Raw genomic sequence first — 19,496 nt, forward strand, 5'->3', positions numbered from 1 at the left:
CGGCCTGGTTAAGGTCGGGTTTCTTTTTGGTCATTTTTCCGCTCTGGCCTGCAGTTGTCACCGTCAAGTCGCTAGAATGGGCCCGGTTGTTGCCTGATACCGGGTGTCCCCCAAGGGGCACCCAGCACCTGATACCGCAGACCAACCAGGAGATTCCCTGTCATGGACCTGTCCTGCTTTAAAGCCTACGACCTGCGTGGCCGTGTGCCTGACCAGCTTAATCCGAACCTGGCCGAGCGAATCGGTCGTGCCTATGTTGAAATTACGGGCGCCCGCAAGGTGATTGTCGGTTACGACATTCGCCTGTCCAGCCCTGAAATCGCGGACGCACTAAGCTCCGGGCTGATGGCCGCCGGCGCGGACGTTTATGATATAGGGCTCTGCGGTACCGAGCATGTCTACTTCGCCACCAGCCACTTCGGCATGGACGGTGGCATCATGGTGACCGCCAGCCATAACCCCCGGGACCACAACGGCATGAAGATGGTGGGACCGGAATCCCGACCCATCAGTTCTGACAATGGTCTCAACGATATCCGCGACCGGGTGCCGGAACCCTTCGAAGATGCTCCGAGGCAGGGTAAATATGAAACCCTTGAGGTGATGGCTCCCTATGTGGATCACTTGCTGGGCTATATCGATGCCAGCGCCCTGAAGTCCATGAAGATCGTGGTGAACGCCGGTAATGGCGGTGCGGGCCTGGTGATCGATGCCCTTGAGCAACACCTGCCCTTCGAGTTCATCAAGGTGCACCACGAGCCCGATGGTCACTTCCCCAACGGTGTGCCCAACCCGATCCTGCCAGAGAACCGCGCAGCCACCGCAGACGCGGTGCTTGAACACAAGGCCGCTATGGGCATTGCGTGGGATGGTGACTTTGACCGGTGTTTTTTCTTTGACGAAACCGGTCGCTTCATTGAGGGCTACTACATTGTCGGCCTGCTGGCGGACCAGTTCCTGCGCAAGACTGGCGGTGGCAAGGTGATCCATGACCCGCGCCTGACCTGGAATACCCTGGACCTGGTGAAGGCTGCCGGCGGTGAGCCGGTGGAAAGCAAGACCGGTCATGCCTTTATCAAGCAACGGATGCGTGACGAAGACGCTGTGTATGGTGGCGAGATGAGCGCCCACCATTACTTCCGGGACTTTGCCTACTGCGATAGCGGTATGATCCCCTGGCTGCTGGTGGCCGAGCGTCTGTGCCAGTCCGGTCAGCCCCTGTCCTCACTGATTGACGCGCGTATCGAGGCCTACCCGGCCAGCGGTGAGATCAACCGTACCATCGACAACCCGCCGAAAGTGATTCAGGCCATCGAGGAAATATACGGCGCCGAGGCGAAAGCCATTAACCATGTGGATGGCCTGAGCGTGGAATTTGATGACTGGCGCTTTAACCTGCGCATGTCCAACACTGAGCCCGTGGTGCGGCTGAATGTGGAGTCCCGGGCTGATCAGGCGTTGATGGAAGAGAAGACTGCCGAGTTGCTGAACGAGATGGACCGGCTCAACAGGGCCTGATGGCCAGGCAGGACTTATGCTGAAAGGGCGACCACCTGGTCGCCCTTTGCTTCGGATGGCTACAATACCCGGCCTTACAGCCAGTCGTTCAGCATAATGCCGATACCGATACGGTGCATGCGCTCGTTGTAGTCAATCAGGCTCTCACCGTAACCGTTATAGTATTGAACAAACCCCTTGAGCCGCTCTCCCATCGGAAAGCTGTATCCCAGTTCGACCGACGTGCGGTTGTCGTCTGAGCGCAGGTTGTTCATCAGTGTCGTGGAAATGACATGATCATCGTCCCACTTGTAGACGGCAATGTACTCCGCATACCCCAAATACTCGTGTATATCATCGTTATCATTGTCGCTGTCTTGTTCCGGCAGCCGGTACCAGGGGTTGACCATGAATAGCCACCGGTTGTAGGTGTAGGCAATACTCCCCTTGATCCGGTTCCAGCTTCGGGAGCGGGGTTCGGACTGACCGTTGGACTGGTGGTTAAAGCCGATAGCAACAGCGTTCAGTTCACCCGGACCCAGGTCCCACCCGAGCCGGTGACGCACAAAGAGTTCCGGTTCGTAATTGGTCTCGCGGAAGGGCGCGGACTCATCGGTATTGTATACCTGCCAGAAGGACTTCTGGGTATAACCGAACCAGAGGGTAGTACGGTCGTCCAGCATGCCGGTCAGCAAAGGGACTTTGAAGCTGATCTGGTACTTTGCCTCTTCGTCCTGGAGGTTGGTGTCGTAGTCACCCTCGCCCAGTCTGGGGCTGACGGGGTTCTGATTGGGGCTGTCCACATACGTGTAGGGAAGTATGTAGGTGGGGCGATAAGGAACGAAGCCGCCAATCAGGGTGCCGATCAGGCGCTCCTTGGCTTCGTACTCCTCGATTTCCTGCTCCATGGCCTGCTCGTCCGACTGCTGTGCGCCGGACTGTTCAACTTCCTCGCCAACCTCTTCAGCGAGCGCTTCCACTTCCTCCCGGGTAATCTCGTCGTCCGCCCCGCCATGTGCCTGTGCGGCACCCTGCAGGGGTATCAAAAGGCCAGCGCAAGCGATCAGGGTCAGTCGGTTCCATGGTCTCATAGACGGTCCTTTGATGGTGAACAGGGCATGATGGACGAATTGGTGTGACAACATCATTGCAGGGGCATTAACCGCTCCTCATCCCGGCAGGCTGTGCCAGGTCTGGGCAATGGCGTAGGCCCAGACACCCAGCAGGGTCAGCGCCAGCAGACCGAAAAGAACCCTTTGCCGACGGCTCTGGCCGGCCCCCGCAGCGGCGATCCACCGCAGATACATCAGCCCCAGGAAAGACAGGAATACAACCAGGCTGGCTGCGGCGGGAATCAGCAGCCAGGCAGCGTTAAGCTCATTCCCATCGCTGACCTGGCCAAGCATCGCCATGGACCCGACCAGCACGGCCAGCGCAATGAATTCAGCCGCCAGCAGCGGCTTGCGCCAGGGGTGGGGGTTCTGTGAAGGCTTTCCGGTCATCGCTTCCTCGGCCGGTTGGTGAAACAGGATCTGCCCTATCTTAGCGGTTTGTTGGTTTTTTTGCCCGGCTCCACCCGCTATAATGCGCCCACATACAATTGGGGAGCCTGCCGATCCGTCACCACCCCTGGCTCCCGGAATGCTCTGATGAGAGGTGCATTGTGAAAATGATGAAAGTCCTGGCGGCCGCACTGGTTGCATTCGGTCTGACGGCGGCAAGCGCTGTTGCAAGTGTTGAAGATCAGATCCGTGAGCGTATTGCCCCGGTTGGCAAGGTCTGCCTGCAGGGTGAGGACTGCGGTTCGGCTGCGGCAGCTCCGGCGACAGCGTCCAGTGACGGCCCTCGCGCAGGCGACGAGGTTTATAATGCCGCCTGTACCGCGTGCCATGCTACCGGCGCGGCGGGTGCTCCGATCGTGGGTGATGCGGGTGCCTGGGGCCCCCGCATTGACAAGGGCATGGAGACCCTGATCGACCACGCGATTAACGGCTTCCAGGGCATGCCGCCGAAAGGTGGGTGTGGCAGCTGCTCCGATGAGGAAATCCAGGCCGCCGTCCAACATATGGTCGACGCTTCTCAGTGATGCGTCCGGGCCGGTCCGCTGATTGCGGGCTGGCCCTGGCTTTATATCCGCGTCTACGCGCCCTCAGCTCCCCAGGTCTCCCAGTAGTGCGCTGAGGGTGGCCTTGCCCTTCTGCTGATTGGCTTCCTGGTCCAGGTCCCCGGTTCCCTCCCACTTCACATCGCCCTCAGGCAATTCGTCCAGGAATCGGCTGGGTATGGTCTCCAGCTTCTCACCATACTGCCGGCGTTGCGCTGCAAAGGTCAGGGTCAGGGTTTCCCGGGCCCGGGTTATGCCCACGTACATCAGTCGCCGCTCTTCCTCGATATTACCTTCTTCTATGCTGGAGCGGTGCGGCAGGATTTCTTCCTCCAGGCCCATGATGAACACGTGCGGGAACTCCAGGCCCTTTGACGCATGCAGGGTCAGCAGCTGCACCTTGTCGCTGTCGTCCTCTTCTTCCTGCTGTTCCATCAGGTCCCTGAGGATGAGGCGGCTGATGGCGTCCTCGATGCTGGTCTCGTTGGCGGTGCCCTTGTCGTCATCGAGCATGCGCTGAATGGAGTCGATCAGGTACCAGATGTTCTCCATGCGCCGCTCCGCCTGCTTGGGGCTGCTGGCGTGCTGGTGCAGCCACTCCTCATATTCGATGTCGGTGAACAGCTGCTTGAGTACCGGCACCGGATCTTCCTCGTAGAGGCGCCGGCATGTGCCTTCCACCCAGTGACGGAAACGGCGTAGCCGGTCCAGGCCCTTTTCGGTGACATGGGCTTCCACCCCCATTTCGTCCAGGGCCCGGTGCATGCTGATGTCCCGGGCGCGGGAGTAGTGACTTAACTGTTCCAGCGTACGGGGGCCAATTTCGCGCCGGGGCACGTTGACCACACGCAGAAAGGCCGCATCGTCATCCGGGTTGATCAGCAGGCGCAGGTAGGCCATTGCATCCCGTATCTCGTTTTTCGAGAAAAACGACTGGCCACCGGAGATGCGGTAGGGAATCTGGAAGGCCTGCAGTTTCATTTCCAGTAGCCGGGCCTGGTGGTTCCCCCGGTAGAGCACGGCAAAGTCCCGGAACTGCAGGCCCTTCTTGAGCTTCTGGTCAATGATCTCTGACGCTATCCGGTGGGACTCGGCATCCTCGTTGCGGCAACGCACAATGCGTAGCTCATCACCGATGGTGTGGTCGCTCCACAGGGCCTTCTCGAACACGTGGGGATTGTTGGCGATCACTTCGTTGGCACAGCGCAGGATGCGCGCGGTGGACCGGTAGTTCTGTTCCAGCTTGACGATCTTCAGGCTCGGGAAATCCTCTTTCAGCTGCACCAGGTTCTCTGGTCGGGCGCCCGCCACGCATAGATCGACTGGTCATCATCCCCCACCACGGTAAACGCTGCCCGTTCCGCCACCAGCAGTTTGACCAGTTCGTACTGGCAGAGGTTGGTGTCCTGGTATTCGTCCACCAGCATGTAGCGGATTTTGCGGCGCCACTTGGCAAGGGCTTCCGGTACGGTCCGGAATAACTGTACCGGTAGCAGGATCAGGTCATCAAAGTCCACGGCATTGTAGGCCTTGAGGTATTGCTGGTAGCGCTTGTAGATCAGCGCAATACGCTGCTCCCGCTCGTCGGCGGCCCGGCTCCAGGCATCCTCCGGCCCCTTCATGTCATTCTTCCAGGCGGATATGGTGTGCTGGATATCCGACAATTCGTCACCGGCGTCGGCGCTGGCTTCCCGCAGCATCAGGTCCTGCAGTAGGGCCTTGGCGTCTTCTGCGTCGAAGATGGAGAAGCCGGGATGGTAGCCCAGGTGCGCCAGCTCCTCACGGATGATATGCATGCCCAGGTTGTGGAAGGTGGAGACCGTCAGGCCCCGGGTCAGCTTGCGATCCACCAGCTTGCCGACGCGTTCCTTCATCTCCCGGGCGGCCTTGTTGGTAAAGGTCACTGCCGCAATATGTCGCCCCGGGATTCCCGCCTGCTCAATCAGGTAGGCGATCTTGCGGGTGATCACGCTGGTTTTGCCGCTACCAGCCCCCGCGAGCACCAGCAGGGGGCCGTCGATGTAATGCACGGCTTCGCGTTGACGGGGGTTAAGTTGTGACACAGTTCACCTGACGCAGGATTCAGCGAAAAGGAGCATTCTACCTGAGACCAAATTCTGTATCTTCTTTGGCTATCAGCTATCTTGTAGGGTGATCACTTGAATCCGTCGCAAGCTCAGGGTGTCACCGTCGCAAGGTGACATTCCTTCCGGGCGTCTCACAGGCGGGGTCACCTTCCGGCAGTAATACTGCCCGGCCTGTTATGGCCGGGATAAAAAGGGCATCTGAACCAAAATGCAGTCCGACAACCTGCGTATCCTGGTCCTTACCGGGGAACAAACTGATTTTCTGCGTTACGGAGCCATGCTCCATGGCCACGGTGACTTTGTTTCCGAGCTGACCTGGTGCCCTGATCCCGACGACGTCGGTGACTTGCTGATTCACGCTCACTTTGACGTCCTGTTATGGGAGCCGACTTTCCATGCCGGCTCAGAGGGTGGTTTCCTGCAATACCTGGCGGTGGCCGGTAATGAAAAGCCGGTGATTGCCATCGGTGGCGGGCTGGAGGATGACGTTACAGAGGGCCTGCTCGCCGGTGGCGCGGCAGACTACCTTTGCAAGGGGCGCCTGGATCGCTGGTCAATGGCCAGGGCAGTACGTTGTGTCTGGTTCCGCCAGCAATTGGAAGACAGTGCCGGCGGACAGCTGGGGCGGGAGGTGGCCAGTGGTTTCATCAATCGCAACCTGTTCTTTGACCGCCTGCAGCAGGCGATTCTGCGGGCGGAGCGGGGCGACCACCGGCTGGCCCTGATTCACATCAACCTGGATGACTTTCGGACGGTTAACGAGTCGCTGGGCTACCGTCAGGGAGACGAACTGGTGCTCCGCCTGGCCGAGCGCCTGCGCCAGGTCATGCGTCGGGTGGACTCGCTGATGCGCATCGGTGGGGACGAGCTGGCCGTCATTGCCGAGAACGTGGACGACTCCCTGGACCTGTCCCAGATCGTCCGCAAGCTGGTTACCGCCCTGAACGACCCGGTTACGGTGGCTGGTAACCGCGTGGGGATCACCGCCAGTCTCGGCGTGGCCACCTTCCCGGAAGCCGGCGACACCCCGGAAACCCTGTTGCGCCGTGCCAACCGGGCCATGTTCGAAGCCAAGCGGGACTCCGGTACCAGCTATCGCTTCTACAACCGTCAGCTGCACATTTCTGCCGGCCATCAGCTCAAGCTGGAGGGAGACCTGCGTAATGCGCTGCGTTCCGGTGAGCTCGAACTCTACTACCAGCCCCGTATCGACCTGATTACCGGCGAGGTACGGGGCGTGGAATGCCTGATTCGCTGGAACCACCCCACCCGGGGGCTGGTCATGCCCGATGAATTCATACCCGCTGCTGAACGCAGTGGCCTGATTGTGCCCATCGGTTACTGGGTCATCGAGCAGGCCTGCGCGCGGCTGCAAGAGTCCGCCGACCTGGGCTTTCCGGGTCTGGTGTTTGCCGTCAACCTTTCGTTCCGGCAGTTCCATGATCGCAAGATGACGGAAACCATCTTCCGCATCATTTTCAATGCCAACGTTGATACCAGCCTGCTGGAGCTGGAGCTCACCGAAACGGCCATGATGCATGACCCCGACTATGCCCAGCGCTGCCTGCGGGAACTCAGCCAGCTGGGTATCAGCTTTGCCCTGGATGACTTCGGCACCGGGTATTCCTCCCTGACCAACCTGCAACACCTGCCCATCTCGCTGGTCAAGATCGACAAGTCCTTCGTCCAGGCCCTGGGTGAAACCGGGGACTCGGAGCATATTATCCGCGCCATTATCAGCCTGGCCCACAGCCTGCAGATGAGCGTGGTGGCGGAAGGCGTGGAAACCGAGGGCCAGTTGGCATTCCTGCGCGACCAGCATTGCGACGAGGTTCAGGGTTACTACTACGCACGGCCCATGCCCTGGCCTGCACTGCTGGATTTCCTGCAGGACCGTAATCGCCTGGCTTGCCTGCCGGAGTAAGGCCCTGTACCTTTTGCGGTCTGATTTAACGGTCTGACCAAATACAGTGACGAATGGTCCGCTATCGTGCGGGCAGGATTCTCCCCTCTCAGGTAACACAGCATGATCAGTATTCCCGGCCGCATTGCCGAAGAACTCGGTGTACGCGAACAACAGGTCAACGCCACCATTGCCCTGCTTGATGAAGGCGCTACCGTGCCCTTCATCGCCCGCTACCGGAAAGAAGTCACCGGTGCCCTGGACGACAGCCAGTTGCGGACCCTGGAAGAGCGGCTGCGCTACCTGCGGGAGCTGGAAGAGCGGCGTGAGACCATCCTCAAGAGTATCGAGGAGCAGGGCAAGCTGACGGACGAACTCCGCGCCGCCGTCGACGAGGCCGACACCAAGAACCGTCTGGAAGACCTGTACCTCCCCTACAAGCCCAAGCGCCGCACCAAGGCCCAGATTGCCCGCGAGGCCGGACTTGAGCCGCTGGCTGACAGCCTGTATGACAACCCGGGCCAGGATCCTGAAGCCCTCGCCGCCGGCTACCTCAACTCCGAAGCGGGTGTTGAAGACGTTAAAGCTGCCCTTGAAGGTGCGCGAAATATCCTGATGGAACGCTTTGCCGAGGATGCGGAGCTGTTGGGTCGCCTGCGGGACTACCTGTGGAGCGAGGGGCAGTTGAAGGTTACGGTCATTGAAGGAAAAGAGAACGAGGGCGCCAAGTTCCGGGACTACTTCGATCACCAGGAGCCCCTGAAAAAGATGCCCTCCCACCGGGCGCTGGCGATACTGCGGGGTCGCAACGAAGGCATTCTCACATACGCCATTACGGTGGAGGGTGAGAGTGAAGACCGTCGTGTGCCGCACCCGGCAGAAGCGAAGATTGCCGCCCACTGGAACATTCGTGACCAGGGCCGCCCCGCGGATCGCTGGCTGGCGGACGTGGTGCGGTGGACCTGGCGGGTCAAGCTGTCTACCCAGCTGGAGACCGACCTCATGGCACAGGTGCGTGAAGCGGCCGAAGCGGAGGCGATTCAGGTATTTGCCAATAATCTCAAGGACCTGCTCCTGCTGGCTCCGGCCGGTCCACGGCCGACCCTCGGCCTGGACCCGGGCCTGCGCACCGGGGTGAAAGTCGCCATTATTGACGGAACCGGTGAGGTGGCCGGGTATGGCGCCATCTATCCCCACGCCCCGAAAAATCAGTGGGACCAGTCCATAGAACAGCTGGCGAAGTGGTGCCGGGAGCACAGGATCGAACTGGTGGCTATCGGCAACGGCACCGCGTCCCGGGAGACCGAGAAGCTGGTAGCGGAGCTGTGCAAGCGGTACCCCGAGTTCAAGCTTAACCGCATTGTTGTGAGCGAGTCCGGTGCGTCCATATACTCAGCGTCTGAGTTCGCCTCGCGGGAACTACCGGACCTGGACGTTACCATCCGTGGTGCCGTTTCTATCGCCCGCCGCCTGCAGGATCCGCTGGCCGAGCTGGTCAAGATCGAGCCCAAGTCCATCGGTGTTGGCCAGTATCAGCACGATGTCTCCCAGGTGCAGCTTGCCCGTAGCCTGGATGCGGTAGTTGAGGACTGTGTAAACGGCGTTGGCGTCGATCTCAACACCGCTTCGGCTCCCCTGTTGGCGCGGGTGTCTGGTCTTAACCCCGGAACCGCCGAGAACATTATTGAATTCCGCAGCCGCAATGGTGGTTTCCGCAGCCGCCGGCAGTTGCTGGAAGTGCCGAGGCTGGGGCCGAAGACCTTTGAACAGGCCGCCGGCTTCCTGCGGATCAGTCAGGGAGAGAACCCCCTGGACCGTTCCGCCGTACATCCCGAGGCCTACGGTGTGGTGGAAGCCATCGCGAAGAAAAGCGGTCGCAAGGTGGCGGACCTGATTGGTGATGTCAGTTTCCTGCGGAGCCTGAACCCGGAAGAGTATGTGACCGATCAGTTCGGGGTTCCCACCATCCGGGATATCATTGCCGAGCTGGAAAAACCGGGGCGGGACCCCCGGCCAGAGTTCCGTTTCGCCAGCTTCCAGGAAGGGGTGGAAACACTCAATGACCTGAAGCCGGGGATGACCCTGGAAGGGACGGTGACCAACGTCACCAACTTCGGGGCGTTCGTGGATATCGGTGTGCACCAGGATGGCCTGGTTCATATCTCTGCCCTGTCCCATGAGTTCGTCAAGGACCCCCGTGAGGTGGTCAAGGCCGGCGATATCGTCAAGGTCAAGGTCATGGAAGTGGACATTCCCCGCAAGCGTATTGGCCTGTCCATGCGACTGGATGACAAGCCCGGTGAGGGCAATCGGCCGGAACGGGGGCAGGGCGATCGCCACAAGTCCGCCAAGGCTCGCCAGGCTTCCGGTGGTGGGCGGCGTGGTAGTAGCCAACCGCAACAATCCCAGGGCGCCATGGCCGGTGCCCTGGCCGAGGCACTGGCCTCAGCCCGCAAGGGCAAGCGTTAATCCAATGGTGGTGGGCGGCGTCGTAGTGGCCTGCCCATGCTAAAGTTGTCCGCAGCGGCAAGGTTTCCGCTCGCCGGGTGATCATAGGAGTCAAACATGGGTGCATCGCGCCACGGGTTGTTCTCACAGCTCAATGCCAGCGACTGGGACGGGTTCCTCAAAGGGGCCGAGAAAGAGGGGCTGCGGGTTGACCGCAACGGGTTCATCGCGCAGACCCCGCATCCGAAGGCATTGGGCTCGGCGCTGACTCATCCGCGCATTACCACCGATTACTCGGAATCCCTGCTGGAGCTGATCACCCCGGTATGCCGCAGCACCGAGGAAATGCTGGCCTCCCTGCGGGATATCCACTGGTTCGTGCACCAGCACCTGGAAGACGAGGTGCTCTGGTCCGCCAGCATGCCCTGTGAGCTGGATGGAGACCCGAGCATTCCGATTGCGGAATACGGCAGTTCGCATATTGGTCAGCTCAAGCATGTGTACCGTCAGGGCCTGGCCGTGCGCTATGGCCGCATGATGCAGAGCATCGCCGGCGCCCATTACAACCTGTCGCTGCCGGACAGTTTCTGGCAGAAATGGCAGCAGTTGCTGGGCGACGGGCAGTCGCTGCAGGATTTCAAATCCGACCAGTATTTCTGGCTGATCCGTAACTTCCGCCGTCGTAGCTGGCTGCTGATGCTGCTGTTCGGCGCCTCGCCCGCGCTGGATGCCAGCTTTGTTCGTGGCGTCAATCATCAGCTTGCCCCCTTCAGTGACGACACCTTCTATGGTCGCAATGCCACCTCCCTGCGCATGGGGGATCTGGGCTATCACAACAACGCCCAGTCGTCCCTGAACATCTGCTTCAACGAGCTGAAGACCTACACCGAAACCCTCGACAGGGCGATTCATACGACCTGGCCACCCTATGAGGAAATCGGCACCCGTCGTGGTGACCAGTTCATCCAGATCAATACCAGCATCCTCCAGATCGAGAACGAGTATTACAGTGCGGTGCGGCCGAAGCGGACCACCGAGCGGGGCGAGAAGCCCATCCAGGCGCTGGATCGTCGCGGCGTGGAGTACATCGAGGTGCGCTGCCTGGACCTGGACCCATTCTCCCCGCTGGGCCTGAATGCACCGCAGGTGGATTTCCTGGACCTGTTCCTGCTGGGTTGCCTGCTGCAGGACAGTCCGCGGATCGGCGATGCCGAGTGTGACCGTTTGGATGACAACTACAAGGATGTGGTGAACGAGGGGCGTGATCCCCGGCTCCAGCTGACCCGGTGCGATCGCACCGTTGCCCTCAGCGATGCCTCCCGGGAAGCCCTGGATGAGCTGGATGGCCTGGCGGAACAGCTGGACCAGTGGCAGGGCGGTAACCGCTACCGGGAGGCCCTGGCTGTACAGCGGCAAAAACTGGACGACCCCTCATTGCTGCCCTCAGCCCGGGTACTCGCCGCCATGGAAGAAACCGGCCGCGGTCACCGGGAGTGGACGCTTGAGTTGTCGCGAGAGCACCAGCGCAGCCTGCAGGAGGCGGTGCCTGATGAGCAGGTCCGTGCCGACTTCGAGCGCATGACACGGGAGTCACTTGACGAGCAGGCGGCTATGGAAAAGGCCGACAGCGGCACGTTTGGAGAATTCCTCGAGAACTATCTGGCCAGCTGAGGGGCACAGGCCGGCAAGTACCCCTGGTCCCCGTCAGCCGGCCCGATTGGCTGGCCGGGACTTACCGTTGTATGACGAAACTGCTGAACAGCACATCGACGATCTGTTCACCGGTCTGTTGATCCTCCAGAACCTGGTTCAGGCGGGCAAGGGCGTGGTCCCGGACAGCCTGCTGGCCTTCCACGGAGGACAGGGTTTCCAGATCCGTCTGTTCGCCAAAAAGCATGACCAGTTCATGGCGGAGGCGGGGCATGTGCGTTTCAATGGCGGCCCGGGCAGTTTCTGAATTGACCCGCAGGGAAACATCGGCCTTCAGATACTTGAGGCGCTCTGATGGCTCCCCTACATGGGTGACGAAAGAGGGCTTCATCTCCACGTACTCGGTAAAGGTCGGGGTGTCGTCACTGGCTTCTTCGGTCTCCGGCTCGTCCTGCGCCGCTGTGACAAGGGGCAGGCTAACGGCCAGAACGAGGCTGAGCCAGAAGGCAAGGTATCGATTCATCATCGGTTTTCTTGGTTCACATTAGGGAATGGTCTGGTTCGCAGAATAGCAGGACCCGGTGGCGGATGCAGCCATTGCGGGTCAGGTGCTGCCAGGCCGCAACAGAAGGTTTTTCGACAGATGCGCAGACTGGTTTTTCTCTTTGCTTTCCTGGTGCCTGCTGGTTTGCTGGCCGTGGCGTTTTATATGGAATATGTCATGGGGCTGGAGCCCTGTCCCCTGTGCTGGCTGCAGCGGTTTGCCTTTATGGGCGTGGCGGCAGTAGGCTTGCTGGCGGTACTCCATAACCCGGGCAATATTGGCGGGCGCATCTACGGCTTCCTGTTGGCGCTGACAGCGGGTATCGGCGTCGGCCTGGCCGGTCGTCAGTTATGGCTGCAGAGCCTGCCGGAGGACCAGGTGCCGGCCTGCGGTACCTCCGTTGACTATATGCTGGAAGTATTCCCGCTGATGGAAGTTCTGGCCATGGCGGTCAAGGGCACCGGTGACTGTGCCAAGGTGGTGTGGACATTCCTTGGCCTGAGTATCCCTGGCTGGACTGCGGTGTTCTTCACACTGATCATACTGGCAGGGCTGGCGGTTCTGTTTGGCTTGATCCGTTCCCCCTTGCGCCACTCACTGAGGTGACCCTGTCCGGCACCTCTCGGTCCCGGGTGTGCAGCATCTTTGGTGCTTGCCGGCCCGCTCGCAATTAGGGTAACTTGGTTCCCAACGCTGTCTGAGTCACACCTGATCCGCCCGGGAGGCACCATGTTAGAGAATTGCCGTACTGCGAAGGAACGCTGGGGAGGCGTGCACCAGCTCATAGATCGTTGGTTGAAGGAGCGCCAGGAATTGCTGGTGCACTATTGCGACCTTTCGGATACCGCCCGGGACACCGCGTCTGAGAACCTTGGCAAGAAGCTGGAGCGGTTGTGCCAGATTCTGGTCGATTACACGTCAGCCGGCCATTTTGAAATCTACGAGCAGCTGATCCAGGAGGCCCGGGAGTTCGATGACGGCGGTATTGAACTGGCCGGGCGCATCTACCCGCGCATCAGCGAAACGACCGAAGTGGTATTGGACTTCAACGAACGCATTGACGGCAAGCGGCCGGCGGAGTCAGAGATGGACGACCTGATGGCAGAGCTGTCGCGCCTGGGCGAGGCCCTGGAGACCCGGTTCGAGCTGGAAGACTTCCTGATCGAGCATCTGCACAACGTGCATGCGGACAAGGTGCCATCGTCAGCGTAAATCACGAACAGTGAAAACAGAGAGGGCGGCTCCGTGGAGCCGCCCTCTCTGTTTTCAGGTGCTGACCGGCAGATTAATCTTCCGGATTCACTTCCAGCAGTTCCACATTGAACACCAGGGTCTCGTTGGGGCCGATGCTCATGTTGCCACCGGGGCCGTAGGCCAGGTCGGACGGAATGTAGAGCTTGAACCGGCTGCCCTCGTTCATCAGTTGCAGGCCTTCGGTCCAGCCATCAATGACCTGGTTCAGGCGGAAGGTGACGGGCTCGCCCCTTTCACGGGAGCTGTCAAAAACCTCGCCAGAGAGCAGTTCGCCGGTGTAGTGGACCTTCACTTCATCTTCCGGCCCTGGTTTCTCGCCGTCACCTTCTTCCAGTACTTCGTACTGCAGTCCGGATTCGGTGGTGGTTACCTCGTCACGCTCGGCATTTTCTGCCAGGAACTGTTCGCCAGCTTCCCGGTTTTCGGTGGCAGCCTGTTCCATTTCCTGCTGCTGCCGGGCCTGCATCTCCTGCTGGTAGGCCAGCATGGCATCCTGAATTTCCTGCCGACTGAGGCGGGCAGAGTCATCATCGGCGTGGCCGTGGCGGAACCCTTCAATAAACTGTTCCAGTTCCAGCTCCGGCAGGTCGTTTTTCATGCGTTCGGCAAACACCATACCCATGCCATAACTGACTTTTTCGCTGTTGGTTTCCAGCGGCGCCTGGGTGACTTCCGGCGTCTGGGTGCCGGCGGTGCAACCGGCGAGTACGCCGGCAATGGAAAGGGCAATCAGCGTTTTCTTCATGGTCATTCCTGTCACGATAATGTGTTGTTAGCGGTTAAAGGCCAACGGTAACTGCTTTGACGGCCTGATACCACTGACAGAGTCGTAATTCCTGCAGCCGGGCTTAGCTACCGGTTTGGGGGAATCGGGGTTCCAGTGCGAAGGGAGCAGAGTAGGGAGCCTCAAGGTCCTCCTCCATGGGCCCCGGATTCAGCGGTTCCCGGGTCGGGGTGGCTTGCCCGGGCTCAATGGCCAGGGTATTCCAGTTGCCGGTTTCAGGGGGTTGGTCGGCATAATGCCAGCTGCCGTCAGCGTCCTGCCACTTGAATACAATTTCGGGGCCGGGTGGGGTTACCGGCGCCGGTACCAGGGCCTCGAAGGAAGGTATGGTTGTGGACTCCGGTGTTTGTTCGGGGTCACTGCTGGGGTTATCCGGTGCTTTAACGCCAAAAATCATCAGCGCTACCAGTAAGCCAAGGGCAGGGAAGGCCAGGCGGATCAGCCAGCGGGTCATGGCGCAACGGCTCCGTTGGCGCGACGACCACCGGAAGCTGACGGCGCGGAAATCCGGTTGATGAGCTGTGCCAGATGTCTGATCATAGGCTCCGTTTTTGCGTTGAGGCTGCTGCCGGTGTCAGGGGCTGCGCGACGGAGGTTCTGCTCCGCCAGTCTGGTTGTTGCTGGCATGGGGCCGGCGGTGGCCGATTTGCCAAGGGCAAGCCAGGCCCGGTACAGCTCGATGCGTTCGGCCTCCAGTTCGGCCTTCGCCAGGGTTTCCCGAAGTGGCGCAAGCAGGTTATCGGATTTATCCAGGGATTTCTTAAGGGATCGTACGGATTCCGTCACCGTGCCCCGCCATTGCAGGAGGTCCTCGGGTTCGTCGCCAGCATAGTCACGACCTTCGCTGGCAAGCCAGCCGGCGCACAGCAACCGGGTGACCGACCAGCCCTGCTGCTGAAGGCCCAGGCACAGTTCACTTGCCTCTTGGTGTTGCCAGAGGGCGAGTGAAAAACGCCATAGCGGCGTGTTCGTATCGGGCGTTTGGCCTGGTTCCTGCTCTTGCATCCGTCGTCCGTTACCGGTACCCGGTTCATTCACGAATTTTACCCCGGGAGCGTTATAATCCCGCAATGATTACGATAACCAATCTCAGTTTACAACGGGGTGGCGTCTGGTTGCTAGATTCCACCAGCGTGACCATCCAGCCAGGCCAACGGGTGGCCATTGTCGGTGCCAACGGCGCGGGCAAGTCCAGCCTGTTCCAGCTGCTGCTGGGCCAGCTGTCCGCGGAACAGGGCACTGTCAGCCTGCCCGGAGGCTGTCGCATTGCCCATATGGCACAGGAAGTAGAAGCGTCGGGGCGCAGCGCCCGGGAGTTTGTACTTGATGGCGATACTCGCCTGCGGGAGCTGGAAGCGGCGCTGGCAAAGGCAGAGGCCGACGGCGACGACCACGCCATGGCTCATATCCATGGCGAACTGGATGTCCATGAGGCCTGGTCTGCTCCTCGCAGGGCAGAGGCGCTGATCCGTGGGCTGGGATTTGCCGAAGGTGATGCGGACCGGCCGGTATCCTCCTTCTCCGGTGGTTGGCGTATCCGGCTGAACCTGGCCCAGGCCCTGATGAAGCCTTCGGACCTGTTGCTGCTGGACGAACCCACCAACCACCTGGACCTGGATGCCTGCCTGTGGCTGGAGAACTGGCTCTCGCGCTACCCGGGTACGTTACTGTTCATCTCCCACGACCGGGATTTCATGGACCGGGTCGCCACCCATATCATCCATTTTGACCGCAGGAAACTGGTGCAGTACACCGGCAACTACTCAGCGTTCGAACATCAGCGCAGCGAGAGGCTGGCCCAGCAGCAGGCCAACTACGAGAAGCAGCAGGCCCGGGTTGCCGAGATCCAGCGCTTTATCGACCGCTTCAAGGCCAAGGCCACCAAGGCCCGCCAGGCCCAGAGCCGGGTTAAGGCGCTGGAGCGAATGGAGCAGATTGCGCCGGCCCATATCGACTCGCCGTTCAGCTTTTCATTCCCGGTGGCGGACAAGGTGTCAAACCCCCTGTTGTCGATTCGCAACGGGCGGGCTGGCCACGGCGATACGGTGGTCTTATCCGGGCTGAACGTCACACTGTTGCCGGGTAGCCGCATCGGCCTGCTGGGCCCCAATGGTGCTGGCAAATCCACCCTGATGGATGCCCTGCGGGGCGAAGCCACCCTGCTGGCGGGAGAGCGCACCACCGGTGAGCACCTGGCTATTGGCTATTTTGCCCAGCATCAGCTGGAATCCCTGGACCTGGACGCCAGTCCGTTCCTGCACCTTCAGCGGTTGTCACCGAAGGCGTCGGAACAAAGTATCCGCAACTTCCTGGGAGGCTTTGATTTCCATGGCGATGAGGCTCTCTCGCCCATCCGTTCCTTCTCTGGGGGCGAAAAGGCCCGGGTAGCACTGGCAGTGATTGCCTGGCAGAAGCCCAACCTGCTGTTGCTCGACGAGCCCACCAACCACCTGGACCTGGAAATGCGCCAGGCCCTGACCATGGCCCTGCAGAACTTTGATGGCGCCATGGTGGTCGTTTCCCACGACCGGCACCTGTTGCGCAATACCGTCGATGAATTCTGGCTGGTCAGTGACGGCGCCGTCGCGCCCTACGAGGGCGACCTGGAGGATTACGAACTCTGGCTGGCCGATCGGCGCAGGGATGACGAGGAGCCACCGCGTCGGGATAGCCAGGCCACCGTTGCCAGCCAGGCGACGGGACTCACGGCTGAGCAGCGCAAGGCACAGAAACGGGAGCAGGCAGAACTGCGCAAACAGCTGAGCCCCTGGAAGAAGCAGCTGGCCCAGGCCGAGAAAGCCATGGAAGCGGCCCAGGCGAAACTGGCAGAGCTGGAAGAAGCACTCTCGGATGCGTCCCTTTACGAGGCTGCCAACAAGGACCGTCTCAAGGCCCTGCTGGCAGACCAGGCCAGCGTACGTGCCACCCTGGAAGAAGCGGAAGCGACCTGGCTGGAGACCGGTGAGAAGCTGGAAGAGCTGGAGGCGCAGCTGGAAACCTGAGCCTCCCTCGCTGCCCGGTCCGCAAGGGCACGGAGGTGGATTGCTAGCGGGTCTGGATCTCCAGCGAGAAATCCTGTCTCGCCAGGAACTCCTTTTCGTTCTCCAGGTCTGCCAGGGTCAGCGGCCGCTGGCTGAGCCAGTCTTCGTCAAACGTCAGTTGCAGGCGCCGGTTGGAGGCCCTGGCCGTGAGTGCTGGCGGTGACTCGTAATTGCGGGCATGTTGCAGCAGCACACCCAGCCTCAGCAGCACGCAAAGGCGCTTGAGGCGCTGGGCGTCGGCAGGCTCGAACCCTTCAAAGATGGACGGCGTAAACTTGCGTCGATGGCCCCGTACCAGCGTGGCCAGTTCCTGCTGGAACTGCTGGGTAAAACCCGGCAGGTCTGAATAGCGCAGCAGGTAGGCGCCGTGCTTGTGGTACTGGCTGTGGGCAATGGTCAGGCCGATCTCGTGCAGCCGGCTGGCCCACCGCAACAGCTCCTCATCGCCAAGCGTATTGATGTTCCAGTCCCTGCAGACGCACCGCCACAGGGCGATGGACGAGGCTTCCACCGCCTCGCCATGGCGCTGGTCCAGGTGATAGCGTTCCTGTAGTGCCGTAATGGTGCGCTCGCGGACATCCTCGTGCTGGATGCGTCCCAGAATGTCATACAGCAGCCCCTCCCGCAGGGCACCATCGGCGTAAGTCATCTGTTCGATGCCGAGGGATTCGAAGGCCGCCAGCAGAATGGCAAAGCCGGCCGGGAAAATGCTCTGGCGGTCGGTACGCACCCCCAGGTCTGCCAGGCGCCGTACATTGCCCATATCGATCAGGCGGCGGCGCAGCTCCCGCATACTTCTGAGGTCAATGGAGCCATCGGTGATGCGCAGGCTGGCCAGTACATTGGCCACGGCCTTGATGGAGCCGGACGATCCCACCGCACTGTGCCAGCCCAGCTCCCGGTAACGGGAGCGGATATTGAGCAGCTCCTGGGAGGCATGGGTGACGGCCTGGTCCATCAGCCGCCGGCTGATCTTGCCATCAGGGAAATAGCGATTGCGGAAAGACACGCAACCCATGTGCAGGCTTTCCAGCGCCTGGGTCTCGAAACGTTCGCCAATGATGAACTCGGTGCTGCCCCCGCCAATGTCCACCACCAGGCGTCGACCGGTGTCGTCCGACAGGGTATGGGAGACGCCAAGGTAGATCAGGCGGGCCTCTTCCCGGCCGGCAATGATCTCTACGGGGTAGCCAAGCACTTCCTCGGCGCGGGCGATGAACTCCTGGGTGTTGCGAGCGACACGCAGGGCATTGGTGCCCACAATCTGGACGGCTTCCGGGGGCATACCGCTGATGCGCTGGGCAAAGCGGCTGAGGCAGGCAAGGGCCCGTTGCTGGGCTTCTTCGGTGAGCTTGTTGTCCGCGTCCAGGCCAGCCCCCAGTTGAACTTTCTCCCCCATCTTCTCCAGGGTCCGGATTTCCCCGTGAACCTGGCGGGCCACTACCATGTGAAAGCTGTTGGAGCCCATATCAATGGCCGCAAGTAACTCGGGCGGGTTGGCATTATCTGAAGCCGTCACGTGTCTTGAAATCCTCTTGCCAGCCTTTATAGTGAGGCGCCTGCGCCGCTGCCGGTACTATAAGCGAATTGGACAAAGCCTGTCAGTACCGGATACACCTCGCAATAGCGGAGACTACTGCCTGCCGGGCGCTTCACAGGTGGAAGCCAAATCGCGTAAAGTAACGTATAGTCGCTTTGTCAAAAGCCACCCCATTTTGTTCGCGGCGGTGATCACACCGTCAAAGATCCAGCTCACCGGACGCCAGCTCCCGCAAGGGTTTTCGGCCTCCCGTGACAGAAGCAGGAAACAGCAATGAGCGGAAATATCGTAAACGTAACCGACGATTCCTTTGAGCAGGACGTACTGAACTCTGACACCCCTGTACTGGTGGATTACTGGGCAGAGTGGTGCGGACCGTGCAAGATGATTGCCCCGGTCCTGGAGGAAATTGCCGAGGAATACGAAGGCAAGCTCAAGGTCTGCAAGCTGAACATCGACGAAAACGAACAGACCCCGCCCAAGTTCAACATCCGCGGCATTCCCACCCTGATGCTGTTCAAGAACGGCAACGTGGATGCCACCAAGGTGGGCGCGCTGTCCAAGTCGCAGCTGGCTGCCTTCCTGGACAGCAACCTCTAAGCAGGGAATGTCCATAGCCGCCCCTGAACCTGGCCCCCGAACAC

16 protein-coding genes and 1 pseudogene are annotated in these 19,496 nt (G+C 60.6%); 9 read left to right on the forward strand and 8 right to left on the reverse strand.

The features are described from left to right. Positions 1–162 precede the first annotated feature (162 nt). Positions 163–1,518 carry a phosphomannomutase gene (locus LJ360_RS03200; RefSeq protein WP_264995228.1) on the forward strand — a complete coding sequence of 452 codons (1,356 nt, stop codon included), beginning with the start codon at positions 163–165 and terminating at the stop codon, positions 1,516–1,518. Between the two features lie 74 nt (positions 1,519–1,592). Here LJ360_RS03200 and LJ360_RS03205 read toward each other — a convergent pair whose 3' ends face one another. After that, positions 1,593–2,588 carry a phospholipase A gene (locus LJ360_RS03205; protein ID WP_245742441.1) on the reverse strand — a complete coding sequence of 332 codons (996 nt, stop codon included), beginning with the start codon at positions 2,586–2,588 and terminating at the stop codon, positions 1,593–1,595. A gap of 78 nt (positions 2,589–2,666) precedes the next feature. Beyond that, complete coding sequence (locus LJ360_RS03210) at positions 2,667–2,999, reverse strand: hypothetical protein (protein WP_091848795.1); 333 nt, start codon at positions 2,997–2,999, stop codon at positions 2,667–2,669. Between the two features lie 167 nt (positions 3,000–3,166). Here LJ360_RS03210 and LJ360_RS03215 point away from each other — a divergent pair, with 167 nt between their 5' ends. Next, on the forward strand, positions 3,167–3,583 hold the full coding sequence (locus tag LJ360_RS03215) for a c-type cytochrome (protein ID WP_091848794.1): 417 nt from the start codon (positions 3,167–3,169) through the stop codon (positions 3,581–3,583). Between the two features lie 63 nt (positions 3,584–3,646). Here LJ360_RS03215 and rep read toward each other — a convergent pair. Beyond that, positions 3,647–5,664: pseudogene (gene rep / locus LJ360_RS03220) on the reverse strand (DNA helicase Rep). A 232-nt stretch (positions 5,665–5,896) separates the two neighbouring features. Between rep and LJ360_RS03225 the strand changes: the two are divergent. From LJ360_RS03225 to gshA, 3 genes are all read left to right on the forward strand, one after another. Further along, positions 5,897–7,612 carry a putative bifunctional diguanylate cyclase/phosphodiesterase gene (locus tag LJ360_RS03225; protein WP_264995229.1) on the forward strand — a complete coding sequence of 572 codons (1,716 nt, stop codon included), beginning with the start codon at positions 5,897–5,899 and terminating at the stop codon, positions 7,610–7,612. A 102-nt stretch (positions 7,613–7,714) separates the two neighbouring features. Further along, positions 7,715–10,060, forward strand: a complete 2,346-nt coding sequence (locus LJ360_RS03230; RefSeq protein ID WP_264995230.1) for a Tex family protein — start codon at positions 7,715–7,717, stop codon at positions 10,058–10,060. A 96-nt stretch (positions 10,061–10,156) separates the two neighbouring features. Next, positions 10,157–11,710, forward strand: a complete 1,554-nt coding sequence (gene gshA / locus LJ360_RS03235; protein WP_264995231.1) for a glutamate--cysteine ligase — start codon at positions 10,157–10,159, stop codon at positions 11,708–11,710. A 61-nt stretch (positions 11,711–11,771) separates the two neighbouring features. Here gshA and LJ360_RS03240 read toward each other — a convergent pair whose 3' ends face one another. Continuing rightward, on the reverse strand, positions 11,772–12,215 hold the full coding sequence (locus tag LJ360_RS03240; RefSeq protein WP_264995232.1) for a flagellar basal body-associated FliL family protein: 444 nt from the start codon (positions 12,213–12,215) through the stop codon (positions 11,772–11,774). Positions 12,216–12,332: 117 nt separating this feature from the next. Between LJ360_RS03240 and LJ360_RS03245 the strand changes: the two genes are divergently transcribed. Next, positions 12,333–12,839 carry a disulfide bond formation protein B gene (locus LJ360_RS03245; protein ID WP_264995233.1) on the forward strand — a complete coding sequence of 169 codons (507 nt, stop codon included), beginning with the start codon at positions 12,333–12,335 and terminating at the stop codon, positions 12,837–12,839. 123 nt (positions 12,840–12,962) lie between these two features. Continuing rightward, positions 12,963–13,445, forward strand: coding sequence for a sigma D regulator (rsd, locus tag LJ360_RS03250; RefSeq protein WP_091848787.1), 483 nt, complete (start codon positions 12,963–12,965; stop codon positions 13,443–13,445). Between the two features lie 73 nt (positions 13,446–13,518). On the opposite strand, the gene LJ360_RS03255 is transcribed toward rsd, so the two are convergent. From LJ360_RS03255 to LJ360_RS03265, 3 genes are all read right to left on the reverse strand, one after another. Then, positions 13,519–14,232 (reverse strand): FKBP-type peptidyl-prolyl cis-trans isomerase, encoded by a 714-nt coding sequence (locus LJ360_RS03255; RefSeq protein WP_264995234.1) that lies wholly within the window; start codon positions 14,230–14,232, stop codon positions 13,519–13,521. A gap of 103 nt (positions 14,233–14,335) precedes the next feature. Further along, positions 14,336–14,725, reverse strand: coding sequence for a DUF4124 domain-containing protein (locus tag LJ360_RS03260; protein ID WP_264995235.1), 390 nt, complete (start codon positions 14,723–14,725; stop codon positions 14,336–14,338). Continuing rightward, complete coding sequence (locus tag LJ360_RS03265; protein WP_264995236.1) at positions 14,722–15,276, reverse strand: DUF2390 domain-containing protein; 555 nt, start codon at positions 15,274–15,276, stop codon at positions 14,722–14,724. Before LJ360_RS03265 ends, LJ360_RS03260 begins: the two co-directional genes overlap by 4 nt. 65 nt (positions 15,277–15,341) lie before the next feature. On the opposite strand from LJ360_RS03265, the gene LJ360_RS03270 reads away from it, so the two are divergent. Then, complete coding sequence (locus LJ360_RS03270; RefSeq protein ID WP_264995237.1) at positions 15,342–17,273, forward strand: ATP-binding cassette domain-containing protein; 1,932 nt, start codon at positions 15,342–15,344, stop codon at positions 17,271–17,273. 43 nt (positions 17,274–17,316) lie between these two features. On the opposite strand, the gene ppx is transcribed toward LJ360_RS03270, so the two are convergent. Further along, the gene (gene ppx / locus LJ360_RS03275) at positions 17,317–18,780 is read right to left on the reverse strand and encodes an exopolyphosphatase (protein WP_264995984.1); all 1,464 of its coding nucleotides are present in this window, start codon (positions 18,778–18,780) and stop codon (positions 17,317–17,319) included. Positions 18,781–19,125: 345 nt separating this feature from the next. Between ppx and trxA the strand changes: the two genes are divergently transcribed. Beyond that, the gene (trxA, locus tag LJ360_RS03280; protein ID WP_091848782.1) at positions 19,126–19,452 is read left to right on the forward strand and encodes a thioredoxin TrxA; all 327 of its coding nucleotides are present in this window, start codon (positions 19,126–19,128) and stop codon (positions 19,450–19,452) included. The last annotated feature ends 44 nt before the right edge of the window (positions 19,453–19,496 follow it).

Origin of the sequence: Marinobacter sp. AN1 (assembly GCF_026013985.1) — a bacterium.
Taxonomy (GTDB): Bacteria; Pseudomonadota; Gammaproteobacteria; order Pseudomonadales; family Oleiphilaceae; genus Marinobacter; species Marinobacter segnicrescens.

Coding starts and splice junctions, on each gene's coding strand:
- LJ360_RS03200 (WP_264995228.1), top strand. CDS start 163: ATGGACCTGTCCTGCTTTAAAGCCTACGACCTGCGTGGCCGTGTGCCT.
- LJ360_RS03205 (WP_245742441.1), bottom strand. CDS start 2,588: ATGAGACCATGGAACCGACTGACCCTGATCGCTTGCGCTGGCCTTTTG.
- LJ360_RS03210 (WP_091848795.1), bottom strand. CDS start 2,999: ATGACCGGAAAGCCTTCACAGAACCCCCACCCCTGGCGCAAGCCGCTG.
- LJ360_RS03215 (WP_091848794.1), top strand. CDS start 3,167: ATGATGAAAGTCCTGGCGGCCGCACTGGTTGCATTCGGTCTGACGGCG.
- LJ360_RS03225 (WP_264995229.1), top strand. CDS start 5,897: ATGCAGTCCGACAACCTGCGTATCCTGGTCCTTACCGGGGAACAAACT.
- LJ360_RS03230 (WP_264995230.1), top strand. CDS start 7,715: ATGATCAGTATTCCCGGCCGCATTGCCGAAGAACTCGGTGTACGCGAA.
- gshA (WP_264995231.1), top strand. CDS start 10,157: ATGGGTGCATCGCGCCACGGGTTGTTCTCACAGCTCAATGCCAGCGAC.
- LJ360_RS03240 (WP_264995232.1), bottom strand. CDS start 12,215: ATGATGAATCGATACCTTGCCTTCTGGCTCAGCCTCGTTCTGGCCGTT.
- LJ360_RS03245 (WP_264995233.1), top strand. CDS start 12,333: ATGCGCAGACTGGTTTTTCTCTTTGCTTTCCTGGTGCCTGCTGGTTTG.
- rsd (WP_091848787.1), top strand. CDS start 12,963: ATGTTAGAGAATTGCCGTACTGCGAAGGAACGCTGGGGAGGCGTGCAC.
- LJ360_RS03255 (WP_264995234.1), bottom strand. CDS start 14,232: ATGAAGAAAACGCTGATTGCCCTTTCCATTGCCGGCGTACTCGCCGGT.
- LJ360_RS03260 (WP_264995235.1), bottom strand. CDS start 14,725: ATGACCCGCTGGCTGATCCGCCTGGCCTTCCCTGCCCTTGGCTTACTG.
- LJ360_RS03265 (WP_264995236.1), bottom strand. CDS start 15,276: ATGCAAGAGCAGGAACCAGGCCAAACGCCCGATACGAACACGCCGCTA.
- LJ360_RS03270 (WP_264995237.1), top strand. CDS start 15,342: ATGATTACGATAACCAATCTCAGTTTACAACGGGGTGGCGTCTGGTTG.
- ppx (WP_264995984.1), bottom strand. CDS start 18,780: ATGGGCTCCAACAGCTTTCACATGGTAGTGGCCCGCCAGGTTCACGGG.
- trxA (WP_091848782.1), top strand. CDS start 19,126: ATGAGCGGAAATATCGTAAACGTAACCGACGATTCCTTTGAGCAGGAC.